The 14,231-nt window shown below is 59.6% G+C and carries 19 protein-coding genes; 7 read left to right on the forward strand and 12 right to left on the reverse strand.

Annotated features, from left to right (window positions below):
• Nucleotides 1–637: 637 nt before the first annotated feature.
• Nucleotides 638–1,231: a recombinase family protein gene (locus FNA46_RS19915; RefSeq protein ID WP_143126960.1), complete on the forward strand. Its 594-nt coding sequence runs from the start codon at nt 638–640 to the stop codon at nt 1,229–1,231.
• A 71-nt stretch (nt 1,232–1,302) separates the two neighbouring features.
• Here the strand turns inward: FNA46_RS19915 and FNA46_RS19920 are convergent, their stop codons facing one another.
• Nucleotides 1,303–1,908, reverse strand: coding sequence for a hypothetical protein (locus tag FNA46_RS19920; RefSeq protein WP_143126961.1), 606 nt, complete (start codon nt 1,906–1,908; stop codon nt 1,303–1,305).
• Nucleotides 1,909–2,215: 307 nt separating this feature from the next.
• Here FNA46_RS19920 and FNA46_RS19925 point away from each other — a divergent pair, with 307 nt between their 5' ends.
• The 3 genes from FNA46_RS19925 (at nt 2,216) to FNA46_RS19935 (ending at nt 4,099) form a co-directional block, all read left to right on the forward strand.
• Complete coding sequence (locus tag FNA46_RS19925) at nt 2,216–2,890, forward strand: ParA family protein (RefSeq protein WP_143126962.1); 675 nt, start codon at nt 2,216–2,218, stop codon at nt 2,888–2,890.
• On the forward strand, nt 2,887–3,174 hold the full coding sequence (locus FNA46_RS19930) for a hypothetical protein (RefSeq protein WP_143126963.1): 288 nt from the start codon (nt 2,887–2,889) through the stop codon (nt 3,172–3,174). The genes FNA46_RS19925 and FNA46_RS19930 overlap by 4 nt, the downstream gene beginning before the upstream one ends.
• A 220-nt stretch (nt 3,175–3,394) precedes the next feature.
• The gene (locus FNA46_RS19935; protein WP_143126964.1) at nt 3,395–4,099 is read left to right on the forward strand and encodes a hypothetical protein; all 705 of its coding nucleotides are present in this window, start codon (nt 3,395–3,397) and stop codon (nt 4,097–4,099) included.
• Nucleotides 4,100–4,388: 289 nt separating this feature from the next.
• Here the strand turns inward: FNA46_RS19935 and FNA46_RS19940 are convergent, their stop codons facing one another.
• Nucleotides 4,389–5,225 (reverse strand): DNA adenine methylase, encoded by an 837-nt coding sequence (locus tag FNA46_RS19940; RefSeq protein WP_143127017.1) that lies wholly within the window; start codon nt 5,223–5,225, stop codon nt 4,389–4,391.
• 310 nt (nt 5,226–5,535) lie between these two features.
• Between FNA46_RS19940 and FNA46_RS19945 the strand changes: the two genes are divergently transcribed.
• Nucleotides 5,536–5,844: a hypothetical protein gene (locus FNA46_RS19945; RefSeq protein ID WP_143126965.1), complete on the forward strand. Its 309-nt coding sequence runs from the start codon at nt 5,536–5,538 to the stop codon at nt 5,842–5,844.
• Nucleotides 5,845–5,888: 44 nt separating this feature from the next.
• Here the strand turns inward: FNA46_RS19945 and FNA46_RS19950 are convergent, their stop codons facing one another.
• A complete protein-coding gene (locus tag FNA46_RS19950) occupies nt 5,889–6,209 on the reverse strand; it encodes a hypothetical protein (RefSeq protein WP_246103228.1) in 321 nt (106 codons plus the stop codon).
• A gap of 181 nt (nt 6,210–6,390) precedes the next feature.
• On the opposite strand from FNA46_RS19950, the gene FNA46_RS26170 reads away from it, so the two are divergent.
• Entirely contained in the window at nt 6,391–6,561 is a 171-nt protein-coding gene (locus FNA46_RS26170) for a hypothetical protein (protein WP_185969925.1), read from the forward strand.
• Between the two features lie 23 nt (nt 6,562–6,584).
• On the opposite strand, the gene FNA46_RS19955 is transcribed toward FNA46_RS26170, so the two are convergent.
• From FNA46_RS19955 to FNA46_RS19990, 8 genes are all read right to left on the reverse strand, one after another.
• The gene (locus tag FNA46_RS19955; RefSeq protein ID WP_143126967.1) at nt 6,585–6,911 is read right to left on the reverse strand and encodes a phage holin family protein; all 327 of its coding nucleotides are present in this window, start codon (nt 6,909–6,911) and stop codon (nt 6,585–6,587) included.
• 54 nt (nt 6,912–6,965) lie between these two features.
• Complete coding sequence (locus FNA46_RS19960; protein ID WP_143126968.1) at nt 6,966–7,298, reverse strand: hypothetical protein; 333 nt, start codon at nt 7,296–7,298, stop codon at nt 6,966–6,968.
• A complete protein-coding gene (locus FNA46_RS19965; protein ID WP_143126969.1) occupies nt 7,295–9,058 on the reverse strand; it encodes a phage head spike fiber domain-containing protein in 1,764 nt (587 codons plus the stop codon). Before FNA46_RS19965 ends, FNA46_RS19960 begins: the two co-directional genes overlap by 4 nt.
• Nucleotides 9,059–9,061: 3 nt before the next feature.
• Nucleotides 9,062–9,316 (reverse strand): hypothetical protein, encoded by a 255-nt coding sequence (locus tag FNA46_RS19970; protein ID WP_143126970.1) that lies wholly within the window; start codon nt 9,314–9,316, stop codon nt 9,062–9,064.
• Nucleotides 9,316–10,257, reverse strand: coding sequence for a glycoside hydrolase family protein (locus tag FNA46_RS19975; RefSeq protein ID WP_143126971.1), 942 nt, complete (start codon nt 10,255–10,257; stop codon nt 9,316–9,318). The genes FNA46_RS19970 and FNA46_RS19975 overlap by 1 nt, the downstream gene beginning before the upstream one ends.
• A gap of 74 nt (nt 10,258–10,331) precedes the next feature.
• Entirely contained in the window at nt 10,332–11,363 is a 1,032-nt protein-coding gene (locus FNA46_RS19980; RefSeq protein ID WP_143126972.1) for a phage late control D family protein, read from the reverse strand.
• 4 nt (nt 11,364–11,367) lie between these two features.
• The gene (locus FNA46_RS19985; protein ID WP_143126973.1) at nt 11,368–11,592 is read right to left on the reverse strand and encodes a tail protein X; all 225 of its coding nucleotides are present in this window, start codon (nt 11,590–11,592) and stop codon (nt 11,368–11,370) included.
• Entirely contained in the window at nt 11,592–12,035 is a 444-nt protein-coding gene (locus tag FNA46_RS19990; protein ID WP_143126974.1) for a phage tail protein, read from the reverse strand. The genes FNA46_RS19985 and FNA46_RS19990 overlap by 1 nt, the downstream gene beginning before the upstream one ends.
• A 98-nt stretch (nt 12,036–12,133) precedes the next feature.
• Here FNA46_RS19990 and FNA46_RS19995 point away from each other — a divergent pair, with 98 nt between their 5' ends.
• Nucleotides 12,134–12,373: a hypothetical protein gene (locus FNA46_RS19995; protein WP_143126975.1), complete on the forward strand. Its 240-nt coding sequence runs from the start codon at nt 12,134–12,136 to the stop codon at nt 12,371–12,373.
• On the opposite strand, the gene FNA46_RS20000 is transcribed toward FNA46_RS19995, so the two are convergent.
• Complete coding sequence (locus FNA46_RS20000; RefSeq protein WP_143126976.1) at nt 12,370–14,229, reverse strand: phage tail tape measure protein; 1,860 nt, start codon at nt 14,227–14,229, stop codon at nt 12,370–12,372. The two genes, FNA46_RS19995 and FNA46_RS20000, sit on opposite strands and share 4 nt — an antisense overlap.
• Nucleotides 14,230–14,231: the final 2 nt, after the last annotated feature.

Consider the following 14,231-nt stretch of genomic DNA (forward strand, 5'->3'; position numbering starts at 1 on the left):
AAAAACCGGCAGCAGGCCATACTGTGTAGAATGCTACTTCCACGGTACAGAGCCGGCCGCTGCATTAAAGTTGATCTTCGCACTGCTACTTGTTTGACAGATCGCGTCCCGACGAGAAGCTTCAACCTGGCCGAAATGCCGTATCTCTCCATCTCGTCCGGAGTCTGCGATCGCAATTGCGTTCTTCAGTTTGGCGACATCGATTCAGACAAAAGCTTCTCTATAATCTGCCGTGGCTTGTCCTTCTTGTCTTGAGGATCGGCTCGGCCTATCCGAGCAACCCTCGGAAGACCAATGTAGGGCGAGCCACCTCCGTCACGAAGACGGACATACGGTCTTACGCTCATCCTCGTCCTCGTCCTCATCCAATTATCTCAACCGTTAAGCTGCAGACAACGTGACATCGCCGGCGATCCTAACCAAGGCTAGACGGCGCCCGATACCGGACCGACAGCTGACGGCCCCAAGTCGGACACACCAAGGGTGCTGCGGCGTTGCAGTGTGTCCGCTAATCGACCGTTTTCCTTACGCCCTCCCCTTCCCCGGATCGGCCCGCCTTCAAGGCGGGCTTTTTTGTCAGAAAACTATGTCAGGAAATCAATTGACAGGAAAACGCACCTGAAAGATGTTTCCTGACATGAAGATTGGATATGCCCGCGTCTCGACTGCTGATCAGAACCTCGACATGCAGAGGGATGCATTGACGCGCGCCGGCTGTGAGAAGATCTTCGAGGAGAAGAAGTCAGGCAAGGCCGGAAGCCGGCGGCCGGAACTGGAGGCCGCCCTCGCCTATCTCCGGCCGGATGACGTCCTGGTCGTTTGGAAGCTGGACCGGCTCGGCCGCTCCCTGGTCGAGATGATGCGGACGATCGACAAACTCCGGACGGACGGGATCAGTTTCAGGAGCCTCACGGAGGAATTGGACAGCGAGAGCGCCCAAGGGCGTTTCTTCCTGCAGATCCATGGCGCGATGGCCGAGTATTTCTTGGACCTCAACCGTGAGCGTACCATGGAAGGCCTGAAGGCGGCCCTCGCCCGCGGCCGCAAAGGCGGCCGACCATCGAAGCTCACCGAGGAAGACAAGCGGGCGGCAAGGGCGATGCTGGCGGCCGGCGACATATCCGTGGCTGAGATCGCGCGCCGGCTGGGTGTTAGCCGGGTGACATTCTACGATCACTTTCCCCAAGCGCGCGCCAACGCACGACAAAGTAACCGATCTGCTAAAAACTGAAAATGCACTGGCAAATGTGTCAAGACAGTGCAGACGGCGAACCTATTTAGGAACTGTCTTGACGCTCAGTCTCATGGGCGAGCTGCAATCACTCCAAACGTTACGTTTGCTGGCGCTGGAATGGTGCGTTCTTTGCCTAGCCCCTCAACTTTGCTGCCACCGATTTGGAAGTCGGCTATCGGTCCCTTAATGAGCTGGGCTGACTTTTTAGCGCGTGCCTCAGCTTCGACAATCAAAACGTTGCCTTGCTTTATCAAGTTGCGGCACCTCTGACCTACACTTTTCTGAAAATAGGCATAAAAGCTGTCGTCGTCTGGCCACGCGGCCTTTTTCACTGTGTATCCGGTCACCTGCGTTTTATGATATGGCATTTGGAATTTCGGGGCGCCGGGAAGTGAAAAACTGACGCCATCTCCGGCAACCTGATCCGTAACTACATCATTCGAGTCTGTGACTGTCTCAACGGAGATAGCTTTTATCGCCTTATTTTCTAGGTCTGGCTGGCATATCTGGTATGAAGTTCCGTCTTTCCTGACGCGGAAAACCTTGGCAACATCGTAACGTTGCGCTGCTGTAGGATTTATGGGTGTCGCGGCATCTCCGAGAACCTGATTTGCTGCGTATGTACATCCGCTAAGAAATGAAACAGCGAACATTAAAGGTACGATCTTTTCCATGTTGCTCCCCCTATATTTCGCGTATTTTGATATAAAAAAGCGCGTTCAGCAACAAATAGTATTTGCAAGCAGATCATGAGAGTCTCGCAAATGTTGGCGCGCGTCAACGTTGACGCATCTGCGTTAACGTGCGCGCGTCTTGACGCGTCAACGTGCACATGCGTTAATGAGGACGCATCTTAACGCTTTATAAAGCGCGTGCGTTCATGATGACGCTCCATGACGCTCCATGACGCTCCATGACGCTCCATGACGCTCCATGACGCTCCATGACGCATCACTCTGCTTTAACCCGTAGGAGATCCCGATGCCTGTAATCGCCGTGGCGAACCCGAAGGGTGGCGCCGGAAAATCGACAACGACGCTGGTGTTGGCAACGACCCTCGCCCGTCAGGGCGCCAGCGTCACCATTCTCGACTGTGACCGGAACCAGCCGATCGCCGGTTGGAGGGGAGGGGACTCGCAGAACCCCGTTGTGGTGGATAGCGCGACTGACGAAGAAACCTTCAAGACAAAGCTCGATGCGCATCGGACGTCGAAGCAGTTTGTCTTTGTCGATCTCGAAGGCACAGCGAGCCGGCTGATGTCGCGTGCACTGTTTCGCGCCCACCTGGTGATCATCCCCATCCAGGCGAGCCCCACAGACGCCGAGCTGGCGGCTCGCGCCATCCATCTGATCAAGGACGAGGGGGACGCTTTCGACAAGGTTATCCCCTATCGCGTGCTTTTCACGCGCACCTCGCCGGTCATCACCACAAAGCTGGAGAAAGCTATCCTTGCCCAGCTCAATGGCGGCGAGATTCCGCAGTTCCGCAATCACCTCAACGAGCGGGCTGCGTTCAAGAGCATGTTCTTCCACCAACTGGACCTGGAAGAACTGGACGAAAACGAGGTCAACGGCCTGCCGAAGGCCAGGGAGAACGCGATGGCCCTGACCGAGGAACTGATTACGCTGGTTATGGAGAAGGAGAAGGCTGCATGAAAGATCTTGGCTTCGGTGGAAAGCTGTCGGACATCAAGCCCGATACGGAGCCCGCCCCCTCGATTCCAGAGCGTCGCCTCGACGAGGTAGCGGAGCGGCATGGCTTTGTCTCCCGCCAACCGACCCAGCAACTGCGCCGTCGGCAGGCGGCCGAGCCTTCTGCCAACCTCAACATTCGCCCACCCATTTCCACCTATAACCGCTTTGTCTCATGGGCGATGGAAAACCGACTTTCTTACCCCGAGGCGCTCCGCGAATTGATGGACAGGGCTAAAATAGATTGACGCATCTGCGTCAACGCGCGTTACCGTTGACGCATCATCAAACCAACCCAACACAAGCGCATGCTGTCGAGAGAGGAGGCACTTGTTATTTCAGTCCGTGAGCGACAGCATGTATTTTGCAGGTTACGATAATCGGGTCGAGGAATATATCGATTGATTATCTCTTGAATAAGATTGTCTTCTAAAATTAAATTGCGGAAGCAAACGTGGCGAGGGGCACATGGAAACCTTCATCGCAGGCCTCGGAAATCTGATTCAGCTGGGAGGAATTGGCGGAAGCCTCGCGTTCCTTCTGCTCGGATACAATCTTCTCAGGAAAGAATTATCTTATACTGCGCCCGGGCCGAATGGAACGCGTGCCACACCAAACACCAAGACACTCAACGCGATCAAGCACTTCTTAAAGATCTCGATGACGTACTTTTTGGTCGGAGTCGCGGCGCAAATCCTTCTCTCGGTCAAGTTTGTCGCCATTGTCGGTTTTGTGAAAGACTGGATAAAGACTGACATATCGAGGGCAGCCATCAACGAATTCGAAGTTGACAGGCAAAAGAAGGTCGTTGACGTGAGGATCGGATCCACCGGTCCGAACGAAGACGGCTATATTCCGAACAGCGCGCGTGATGATTACGATATCGTCGTCGCGTTTGGTCCGACAAGCAACATCCCCGATATGGAGCGCATGTTCCCCTTCGCGAGCGGCCCATACCCGTTTCCAATTCAAGCCCCACCTAAAATTTCAACGACGATTGAAGATGCCAAATGGCCGCTTATATCAGATCAGTGTGTAAAAGTGGTTTTGTTTGGCGTTCCCAAGAACTCCATTAAGTCTGCTGACTTGGCGAGCGGCTTCAACGCCTCATCACATAGTAATGTTCGATCACTCAGATGGGCCATCAACGGACCGAGTGATAAGAACTGCTAAACGAAACAGTGGAGGCTGCGGTGATTTATGCTTTTCGAATGGCGGCAGTACTTCTTGCCGCATTGTTGATGTCAACGATATCTGGCCTTGGTTCCACGGCCTCGGCAGACAAGTGCGAAGGCACTGCCCACCATTGTAGCGGTGGCAGTGGTGGGCCGGTGTAAGGCGTTCTGGCCGTCGACGCGACAGCTCATACGCCTGTTGACCTTGATCATCAGGTCGTTTTGTCGAAAAACTCAGTGACTGCGCGCCGGCTCGTGAGTGCCGGCGCTGCTTTGGCAAAACCGTATCAGGCGAGGGGCAGATTTGCCGGCATTGGCTGGCGGCCGTCGAGGATGATCACCTCGCCCACGTCCTTGCCGCTGCCCCCGCTCACCGTATAGGTCAGGCCCACCGGTACCATGGGGAAACGTGCAAAGGTTTCGCGCACGCCGGCACAGTCGTTCAACGAAATCATGAAGCGCCCCTTGATGCGCGAAAGCCTGTCGGCCATCTCGGCAAAAGTGTCGCGGCTGAAGACGTTTTTCCCATAATCGTTCTCGCAGCCCCAATAAGGCGGGTCGAGATAAAAGAGCGTGTCCGGCCGGTCATAGCGGTCGATGAAGTCCGACCAGTCGAGGTTCTCGATGACGACGCCGGAGAGACGCTCATGTACCTCCTCAAGGATGGTGCCGAGGCGGGCGATGTTGAAGCGGGCAGGGCCGCTTGTGTCGACGCCAAAACTCCGCCCCGTGATCTTTCCTCCGAAAGACAGGCGCTGAAGATACAGGAAGCGGGCAGCCCGTTCGAGGTCGGTCAGCGTTGCTGGATCGGTGGCCGCCAGGCGCTCGAACTCCCGTCGTGATGTCAGCTGGAATTTCATGACCTCCATCAGCTGGGGATAGTGCCGCTGCAGGATGCGGAAGACCGTCGCCACGTCGCCCGAGCGATCGTTGATCACTTCGCTCCGGGGGATCAGCGTGCGGCGGAAGAATACGCCGCCCATACCCACAAAAGGCTCCGCATAAAGCGTATGCGGCATCTGTTCCAGGAGTGAGGCGATGCGCTGTGCAAGCTGCTTCTTGCCGCCGAGATAGGGAGCGGGCGGGGTGACGGGCCGAACGCTGGTGAAATCAAACAAGTCCATTGTCAGGGATCTTTTATTCTGCCATGCCCCGCGGGCCTGCGCAGGCCTCGGGTGTGGCGATGATCCTTTCGGGATTGCCAGGCGGGGAGAGACTGCAATCAAATCCCGCCGCTGCAGCGTGTGAACGCTGCGGCCACCCGATGTCGGGCGGCATCAAGGGCCGGGCGGTTTTCCGCCCGGCCGATCTTTGGAGACGCGCCTCGACCGCCCGTTGACAGGCGATCTGCGGTTCTTCATGGATGGAGTGCCTGAGAGCGGCAGGCAAAAACTCAGATGACCGAATGCGGCCGGTCCGAACATGGAGATTCGGATGTCAGGTTTTCCTCAGGCGAAGGTTGCTAAGCTATCCAATGGGCAGCGCCACAGTTCGCCCTATCTATCTGATTTTGTGGGAGGCAAGGTCTTTACCGTCTGTCCCAAATGCGGCCTGCAGCGCCGTTACGATGCCGCCACCCTTCTGGAGCGGGCAGGCGACCACTGCTTGCCGGATCTGCTGAAGCGGATTGCAATGGCCGAAGGATGCCCGCGCGTGGGCGACAAGGATGACGGCTGCACCCTGCATTACGATATCGAGCGGATGCATCAGCAGCCTCTCGCTCAGTCCCGGAATGGAGCATGATGCAAGGGTGAGAGCCGGCGCGTGACCGGCTTTCACGTCTTGTCTTATTTGCACTTCTTGGCGGTCATCGACGCTTCCAGCGCCTGGACCTTGCCCTTTGACACGGCGACATCCCCTTCCTTGTCGCCTCCAAACGTCGAAGACATCGGCACCCCGATCAGAAACACACCCAGCGCATCGCCGGTTGCCGCGTCATGTTGCGCCTTCGAGACGGCCGAAAGCTTCGTCTTTTCTTTGGCAAGCTCGGCCGCCAGTTCGCTGCAGCTCTTCCCGGAATAAGCCGCCATGGGGTAATCGACAGGCACGATTGCATCCGGGCGCTTCGCACACGAACCCACTGCGAGGGCGACGAGCCCCATCACCATTACTCTTCTCATTGATCCCCCTGATCGTCGTCCCATGCAACCTGAAGCATGGCGCGCCAGTCAAAACACTGCCAACGCGCAAAGGCAATGATGATAGATTGAAAATTCCCCGTGATTTTAAGGATTGTTCTAGTTTAGCGCCGCCTTAAGATCAGGCGTTCTTTACAGATAGGGGCTAAGAATGGAGCAATCCAGAATAAATGAGGTTATTCTAAAACTAAAAGAGGCCAAGGAGATTGCCAGTCTTAAAGATAATCCTCATCGCAGCAATGGGAACGAGATGCTCATCTACCTCATCGGTTTGGCCCTTGATGAAGCTGAATACAGAGAAGGGACCCGACCGCGCCGCTGATCCAGCGACCCGGCCTCCATGCCTCAATCGCCCGCCACTTTCTTGCCGAACCATCGCAGCAGCATGATCTCCGCGCCACGCGGACCAAGATAGGCCAGCATCGCGATGAGGCCCGTCGATGTCGGCTGCTGCAGGTTGAGCCAGGCCGCCAGACCTTCGCCAATCATTGCCATGCCGATCGCAATCGGCAGCTCGTAGATGATTTCCGGTCCGAAGAACCGGCGCAGACCCTTGCGCGCCTGCTGCACATGCCACATGGCACGACCCAGCAGGGCGCCGACCACGGTCAGCCCGGCCCCACCCAGCCATGCGTCAATCATCTCCGCAAAGGTGCGGTAGTTTTCGCTCATCGCGCATCTCACTCGTTGAAGGGAATGGACGCCGGCTCAGGCCGGCAGTTGCTGTTATCCGATGATCTGGCCCCAGGGCTCGACGCTGTGAGGCCGCAATTCCTCGGGAAGGGGATCGGGGCCCCTCCATCGTCCCACGATCCAGAGACCGGGCTGCGGTACCATGACCGGCTCGCCGCTCTCGGGATCTGCGCTCCCTGTCAGCTGTAATGGAGGCTGGCCGATGATGATATCGAACCGATTGCCTCCAAAGCCACCATCGACAGGCAGTTCCGTCAGCGTCCATTCCGGGGGCAGCTCCGGCGCATAACGCCGCGTGATCTGTTCCGCGACGGCCAATGCAGCTGCCGCGTTTTCGAACCTCAGGAAAACGTCGATCGTGTTCATGCCGGAACCGCCAATGCTTGAATGGATGCGTCTGCGCCCCGGATCGGCCAGATCGTCACCGTGTCGTAGAAGCCGTCCCCGTAGCCGGGATTTACCCCGACGACGCTACCGCGACCGAGATACACCAGAGAGCGATCACCAGGCTGATTGCCATCGCTCGCAACCACGCCGCCTGCCGGCCCCAGATAGGTGACCAGCGATCGACCAGCTGCATTCCATGCGATGATGGAACTGGTGGGCACAATTAGAGAGGCACCCTGTCCTACAGCGGTCGCCAGCGTCGTTGATCCGTTCCAGTTGGAGACGCGCCCCACCCCTGAATCGCCAACAAGCGCCGTCGGATTTACACCGCCAATGACACGCTGCACGTTCGTCTGCTCGTAAAGCTGATACTGGACACGGATCGTCGCGGCGGCGCGCTGAATAATCGCCTCGACAAGCGGCGAAAAGCGCGCGGTTTCGATGGTGCGCGTGACGGCGCTGCCCGCAGTCGGGATGTAGGACGTTGGCGCTGATCCTGTCTCGACCTGCCGCCAGCCGAACTGAATGCCCTTTGCCGTATCACCGACATAATTCTTCCCAGCACCATCTCCCGTGGTCAGAAAGAGAGATCCATCCAGCGCGCTGTTGACCGTGGACGTGAAGACGAAGCTGACCAGCACAAATCCTGCCGGCCCATCCGTGAACTTCACCGAAATAGCACTACCGAAACCGTTTGCACCCACGGTGCGCGTGGCAATGTTGACATAAACAGACTTGTAACTACCGGTTGCGTTGTTCTCATAGAGCAGCCACTCTCGGCCGTCGGCCGCCAGGCAGTATGTGTCCACATAGCTCTGACCTGAGATTATGGCTGGCCGCGCCGAGCCTGCACGCCCCAACGCATGCACTCCATTTGTAGCATTTTCGCGCAGCGTAAATGCGGGGAACCCAGGGCCAAATTTATTGGCATCAACGCTTGCAACGCTCAGGAAAAAGAAAGACCACGCAGCGTCCAAAAGGTTGCCCGACTGCGTCAGCGCGTTCGTTGCCGTATCCTCCAGCAGCAATCGACGCTTTCCGGCTTTCCAGCCGAACCTCGGCTGATCTGCCGCCAGGTCATTGCGCATGATGCCGGCCTTATCGATATAGGTGCGCGCCACAGTGGAAGACGCGCTGAAGGTGAAGCACTCCGCGAAGGCGGCACGGGTCAGTCGATTAAGCTGAACCTCTCTGACCGAAACATCATCCCAGGTCGTTGCTGCACCAACGGCCGCGGAGAAGATCCGCGGGCCGACATACATCGTCGCCTGTGTCGCAACAAAATAGAACTCATAGACGCCTGCTGTCAGAGCAGGCGTTGTGCTGGCAAAAGTTCCGGCATTCACAGCCGTCATAATAGCAAGACCGGCCGCAGACGTGGCGGAGATCAGGCGCCCGGAAACCCGATAGAGCGACCCCACAGTGACATTGACCGCCGCAGCGATCGAGCTGGTGCCGGCGGACGTTGCTGTCACCCCTGCAGACCCGTTGACGACGGCCAAAGTCGTTCCCGAATTTGCCACCCACCCGACCGCACCCTGGGAGAAGTCGCCATTGACCAACATTTCCGGACCCAAGGTGGGCAGTGCATATCGATCATTGTTGAGATCGATCACAACGGAGGGAGCCGCACCGTCAAGCCGCATGGCGGTGGATGACCACCAGCCACCCTGGGAAAGCGAAAGGGTGCCATCACCCAGCCAGATGCCGCGCCTGCGGCCAAGTCGCAATTTACCCATGGCTCAAACCGCCGTGACCGTTACCTCGAGCGGAATTCTGGCCCCGGAGCGAATATACACATCCGTGGCGCTAATTCCGCTCGCACCAAAGCCGCCATTGGCGCGGCAGGGGTGATAGGCGCTGGCCTGGTCGGGGACAGTTGTGCCGACATAGACATGGACCGTGTGGATCCACTCATGCGAGATCAGAACGGTGTCCTTCTTCTCGGCGACCTTAAGCCAGTCATTGACCGGGGCAGTTTTAAACAGCGTCGACATCAAGTTCTCCGGAGCAATTTGCTGTGCCAGGTGTTCCAGCGCCTGACGAGCAGGTCGCGATTGCGGTAGGCCACATAGGTGAGGGCGATCAGCATGGCTGCTGCGGCAAACCATCCCCAGGGCAGGCCGCCGAGCCAGGCTGTGACTGCCGATCCGAGGCCGCTGGCCGCAGTCCGGCCAATCGCTTCTCGGGCCGCCGCTGCGTCACGGCGCAACTGCGTCAGCGTGGCAGTTCCGATGATGCCATCGGCTACCAGGTGTGGATGCGCCCGCTGATAGGCGATCACGGCGGCCTTCGTGCGTTCGCCCATCCAGCCGTCGATGCCGCCGGGATTGAAGCCGGCCGAGGTCAGGAGGTCCTGCGCTTCCTGGACAACCGGATCGGGCGGGGTGGGGGCTGCCGTTGCCTGGCGCGGTGCGCCCTCGGGCAGGCTGTCGGCAACACCCGTGTAGATGCCCTTTGCAAAAAGCAGCGCCTCCTCCTGGCGCCTGCGCACCAGCCCGGCCAGCCGCTTGCCGCCTGCCGTGTTGTAATGCGTCGCCAGATAGTTCGCCGCCTCCTGCAGCCGGCCTGCACGCCACAGCCTGGCCCATTCCCATTGCATGGCGCCCGTCCCCAGATTGAAAACGGCGGATGCTGCCGCATCGAGCTGATGCTGCTTGCGGTCCTCAGGGCTGTTGGCGATCACGGCCGGCACGAATTCTGCGGCCATGACGGCGTCGAGAATGGCATCGGACTGGTCCGTCGTCAGCTTCGTCTTTCCCGGGACCAGCTGGGTGATGCCGATCCGTGCGAATTCGCGCCGGCAGCTTTCGCTGCGCATGGTGAAGCCGGTTCCGATCGTCGGGATCTTGCGGCTATCGAGGTAGCAGGTAAGGACATTGCCTTCGTGCAGGCGCACGAAGGCCTTCCCGGGCTGCGAGATTGCAGTGACCGACATGGTGTCTCCTGTAGGGTGGTTGTGCCTCCATGGCGGAGGCGGTTCTGCTGGCTGGGCAGTTCTTCAGGGCGTGACTACTTCGCGCCCGGTTCCTTCACGCCGAGCTGGGTGGTGGCGCCCCCGCCTCGGTTTGCGGTGTGGGTGACGTCGACGATCCGCCATCGGCCATCGACTTGCGATCGCGCGCCGGACAGCACGAAGGGCGCTTCAGCCTGCGCTTCCGGTGTCAGATCGAGAAGAACGGTTCCGCCGCCGGCCTCACGCTTTGCCTCTCCATGCCGCCCTTCCGCGCGCCGCCTGGCCTGCGCCCGGTCGCCCATGGGCAGCCGCGTCACATGGGTGGCGGCAGGCACATCCCGGCCAAGATCGATATCGACCTCCTGCGTTACCCATCGCGCCTTTTCCCGGTCGAAATAACGGGCCTGCGCCTTGGTGTAAGCGGGCCGACCGGTGAAGGGGGCGAGATCCCAGGTAATGACATTGCCGTTCGGTCCGACAATCCCGTGAACCGTGGGCAGTTCCGTATTGCCCCGTGAAACCAGAACGGCCTGCCGGCCGCGGATCTTGAAGGTGCCGTTGACCTCCCGCGCGATCTTTTCGCCGATATCCAGAAAATTCTCATAGTCGGCCGACCAGTAGTCGCGTTCGATGGCCCCGAGCGCGTCATCAACCGAGATCGTGTAGCCGGCGCGGCGGCCAGCCTCCTCGAGGAAATCCCTGAGGGTCGCATGGTCCCGGTGAAAGGCCTGCGCTTCCTTGGCCTTGCCGCGGGTATCGAAGCTCTTTGCCGTCACGGGGATCAGCCGGCCACCGCCGCGTGAACCGGTGCTTCTGGCCGTTTCGACCACGCCGTCGAAGACCGCGATCCCGTTCAGGCGGACGAGGAGATCAAGCCCTTCCATATCCAGGTCGATCTCGCCGTCGGTATCGTCGAAGGTCAGCGAGCAGGTATCGCTGCTGGTGCCTTCCTTGTCGGTCACGGTGATATCGATCAGATAGGGTCGCATCGCGGACGTGCGGTTCTTTCCGCCGACAATGACGCTCCAGTCCACTGACCAGGTGGGCGCCTCCGTCAGGTCGTAGAAGACGTTGTTGATCCAGGGCATGGGTTCAGTCCTTGAACAGGCTCTTTCGGGGCCTCACGGTGGCCGTCTCCGCCGGCAGGTCCGGCAGGAGGAATTGTGTGCCGGGCGGCAACCAGGCGCCCAGCGCAGCGAGGCCCGGATTGATGCGCAGGGTCTCTGCAATCAGTGTGCGGCCGCGCGCGCCATGCCTGCGATGGAGCACCAGCTCCACCGTCTGGCCTTCGCCGCGGACAGTGTAGGTTTCCGGCATCAGAGCACGCCCCCCAGCGAAAAGAGGGAGAGCAGGGCGCCGATCACGGATTGCCCGTCGCCCGGTCGTTCGTCCGCCTGTTCAAGCGCGACGGTGTAGAGAAGCTCGAAGCCCACACCGTCGCTCATCAATGCGCGATGCTCCTCCGAGATCGACTTGATGGCGTACCAACCCAGACGCACACCATCACCGCGCATCACCGGGAAGCGGGCTCCCCGGCGGCGCATGGCGTGCAGCATGTCGAGCTGTGTCAGGCCGCCGATCCGCGAGGGAAGCAGCTGTCCGGAAATGGTCAGGTCGTCTTCGCCCTCACCGGTGTTTTCCTTGCGTTGGCGACCACCCATCACCGGCTTCGCGACCAGCGAGCCGGTGCTTTCGCGCCGCACGGAGTCGGCTGAAAAGGGCTTTGTGTCGATCATCACTGCACCGAGCAGATACATCATTGATGAACCTCACCATTTTTGAGGAGGGGTGCCGACACCCCGTTTATTTCAGGCGTGGTCTGTGGTTGAAGATGCGCGCAACTTTGAGGGGATTTTCCATGAATCGTACACTGATCAGCTTTCTCGACAGCGCCAACCAATTGCTGGCCATCATCATCACCCTGGGAGGCGCCATTGCTGGCGGGATGTCCGGACATGAGACGGCCGGTGTAATCATCTTTGCCATTGTAGGCGGCATTCTGGGTCTCATTGCCGCGTCGATTGTTTGCGGTGTGCTGGCCACGCTCATCGAGATCGAGCGTCACCTCCGCGCGATGCGTGAAAGCACGAACCCCTAAAGGCCGCTGTCGTTTGTCGAGGCCTGCAATCCGTCCATCTCGGATCGCAGGCGCCGGCCCAGCTCTTCCGCCACGGCATTGGCGTTGCGCGCCTCCTGGATCGTGACGTGCATCTGGACATTGATGTTCGGCCGTGGCGGCGGATTGGTGATGGTCACCGTCTGCGTTCCGGCAAGCGAAACGCTCGGCGTCCCGTCGATCGTCACCTTCCGCCCGATGTCGAGATCGTCGGCTTGCTTGCCGGGCAGGGTATCGGTGGTGCCCCCCATCCCGGCCGCGCGGGTCCGGCGGGCATCATCGAGGATGATAGCCGCGAGCGGGCTGGTGGGGATCGCCACCCCGACGCCTGCTGTTGGCCCAGCCGGTTCGGCTGCCTTCTTGCTGTGCCTGCCCGTGGAGGCCTTGGCCTTGCCCTCACCGTAAAGCCGCTCGTTGTAGCGCGCCATGAACTCGGGATCGCGATAGCCGCCCTCGTAGGCAGCCTGGTCCGCGGCTTCCGACGTCCCAAAGAGACCGCCAAGTGGCAGCTGGGTTGCGATCCAGTTCTCTGATTCCCAATAGCCCATGCCCCGCTTCCTGAGGGTTTCGCGCATGGCGGTGCCATAGTCGAGGTTGCCGGATACCGTGTTCATGACCGTTGTTGCTGCGGGAGCGATCGCCTTGCCAAGGCTGGTCTGCAGTGTCTCCCAGCTCTTCGTCATTCCGTCGAGACTGCTTTGGGTATCCGTTAGAACCCGGTTCAGGTCCCGGAAGACGGTTCCCTTCACCTCGGCGGAATTCAGCGTATCGATGAATTTGCGCAGGCTCTCCTCCGACGTCAGCAGTGATTGCATACCGAGGCGGAATTCCTGGTCGGTGAACAGCTGGGGTAGCTTCGACATGTCGCCCTTCAGCGCCTTTTCCGTAAGTCGGATGAAGGCGGAGAGGGTATCCTCGCCGGCCGCCTTGGCACGCTCCATTTCGCGTCGCAGATCGATGCCCATTTTCTTGAAGGCGTTTGCGGTCTCTCCTGCGTAGATCTTGCCGAAGATATTCTGCGCTTGCGTTGCGGCCGAGGATGCATCGCCTGTGTCTTCCCGCAGGGTCTGCATGACTGCAATCAGACGCTTCAGCCCATCCTGTCCCTCGTAGCCCAGGCTTGCGAAGCTGTTGGCAAGACCGGGGATATACTGGGCCATATCCTTCAGTTCGAATTGGCCTGCCTTGCCGCCTTGCACCATGATGTCGAAGGCATCCTGCAACTCGGAGCTTTGAAGCTTCAGGGCCGATGCGGCCTTCAAGGCGGTGTTTGCAATGTCGGTGGTCGCCGCACCGGACGCCTGCGCGGTCGCAAGAACGGACGGCAGGAAAGCCATCGCTTCCTCGAGACTCTGGCCGGAGGCCACCAGGGTGTCGAGCGCTGCGATTGCAGGTTCGACGCTGGGAAGGCGAAGGTCTTTCGCCATCCGGTCGACCTGTTGAAACGCAGCCGTCGTCTGCTGGGCCGAAGCATCCGCCGTGATCCCGATGCGGGTCATCTGCCGCTCGAGGCTGGCATACTGTTTGACTGTGCGGGCAGCCACGTAGCCGGCAGCTGCAACAGCAGCCCCGCCGGCCGCGATGGCCCCGGTGAAGCGCGCCCGTCGCGCTGCGGCTTCCTCCTCGTTTTCGATCAGCATCCGTTCCCGGGCTGCGGCGCGCGCGATCATTTCGCGCTCCTGCGCCCGCTGGACACGGTTCAGGGTGAAGCCACGCTCAGCCAGGTCCCGGTCACGCTCGGCGCGCTGCAGGCGATTGAGATTGCCGATAATGCTTTGCGTGGTGTTTCCGGTGCGATCCTTCAGATCGACCACCATCGTCGCGGTCAGTCGGCCCATGG

The sequence above is a fragment of the Affinirhizobium straminoryzae genome (assembly GCF_007004135.1).
Taxonomy (GTDB): domain Bacteria; phylum Pseudomonadota; class Alphaproteobacteria; order Rhizobiales; family Rhizobiaceae; genus Neorhizobium; species Neorhizobium straminoryzae.

Bases quoted from the DNA above. Each gene is read 5' to 3' on its own strand.
- FNA46_RS19915 (WP_143126960.1), top strand. From the start codon at position 638: ATGAAGATTGGATATGCCCGCGTCTCGACTGCTGATCAGAACCTCGAC.
- FNA46_RS19920 (WP_143126961.1), bottom strand. From the start codon at position 1,908: ATGGAAAAGATCGTACCTTTAATGTTCGCTGTTTCATTTCTTAGCGGA.
- FNA46_RS19925 (WP_143126962.1), top strand. From the start codon at position 2,216: ATGCCTGTAATCGCCGTGGCGAACCCGAAGGGTGGCGCCGGAAAATCG.
- FNA46_RS19930 (WP_143126963.1), top strand. From the start codon at position 2,887: ATGAAAGATCTTGGCTTCGGTGGAAAGCTGTCGGACATCAAGCCCGAT.
- FNA46_RS19935 (WP_143126964.1), top strand. From the start codon at position 3,395: ATGGAAACCTTCATCGCAGGCCTCGGAAATCTGATTCAGCTGGGAGGA.
- FNA46_RS19940 (WP_143127017.1), bottom strand. From the start codon at position 5,225: ATGGACTTGTTTGATTTCACCAGCGTTCGGCCCGTCACCCCGCCCGCT.
- FNA46_RS19945 (WP_143126965.1), top strand. From the start codon at position 5,536: ATGTCAGGTTTTCCTCAGGCGAAGGTTGCTAAGCTATCCAATGGGCAG.
- FNA46_RS19950 (WP_246103228.1), bottom strand. From the start codon at position 6,209: ATGGTGATGGGGCTCGTCGCCCTCGCAGTGGGTTCGTGTGCGAAGCGC.
- FNA46_RS26170 (WP_185969925.1), top strand. From the start codon at position 6,391: ATGGAGCAATCCAGAATAAATGAGGTTATTCTAAAACTAAAAGAGGCC.
- FNA46_RS19955 (WP_143126967.1), bottom strand. From the start codon at position 6,911: ATGAGCGAAAACTACCGCACCTTTGCGGAGATGATTGACGCATGGCTG.
- FNA46_RS19960 (WP_143126968.1), bottom strand. From the start codon at position 7,298: ATGAACACGATCGACGTTTTCCTGAGGTTCGAAAACGCGGCAGCTGCA.
- FNA46_RS19965 (WP_143126969.1), bottom strand. From the start codon at position 9,058: ATGGGTAAATTGCGACTTGGCCGCAGGCGCGGCATCTGGCTGGGTGAT.
- FNA46_RS19970 (WP_143126970.1), bottom strand. From the start codon at position 9,316: ATGTCGACGCTGTTTAAAACTGCCCCGGTCAATGACTGGCTTAAGGTC.
- FNA46_RS19975 (WP_143126971.1), bottom strand. From the start codon at position 10,257: ATGTCGGTCACTGCAATCTCGCAGCCCGGGAAGGCCTTCGTGCGCCTG.
- FNA46_RS19980 (WP_143126972.1), bottom strand. From the start codon at position 11,363: ATGCCCTGGATCAACAACGTCTTCTACGACCTGACGGAGGCGCCCACC.
- FNA46_RS19985 (WP_143126973.1), bottom strand. From the start codon at position 11,592: ATGCCGGAAACCTACACTGTCCGCGGCGAAGGCCAGACGGTGGAGCTG.
- FNA46_RS19990 (WP_143126974.1), bottom strand. From the start codon at position 12,035: ATGATGTATCTGCTCGGTGCAGTGATGATCGACACAAAGCCCTTTTCA.
- FNA46_RS19995 (WP_143126975.1), top strand. From the start codon at position 12,134: ATGAATCGTACACTGATCAGCTTTCTCGACAGCGCCAACCAATTGCTG.
- FNA46_RS20000 (WP_143126976.1), bottom strand. From the start codon at position 14,229: ATGGGCCGACTGACCGCGACGATGGTGGTCGATCTGAAGGATCGCACC.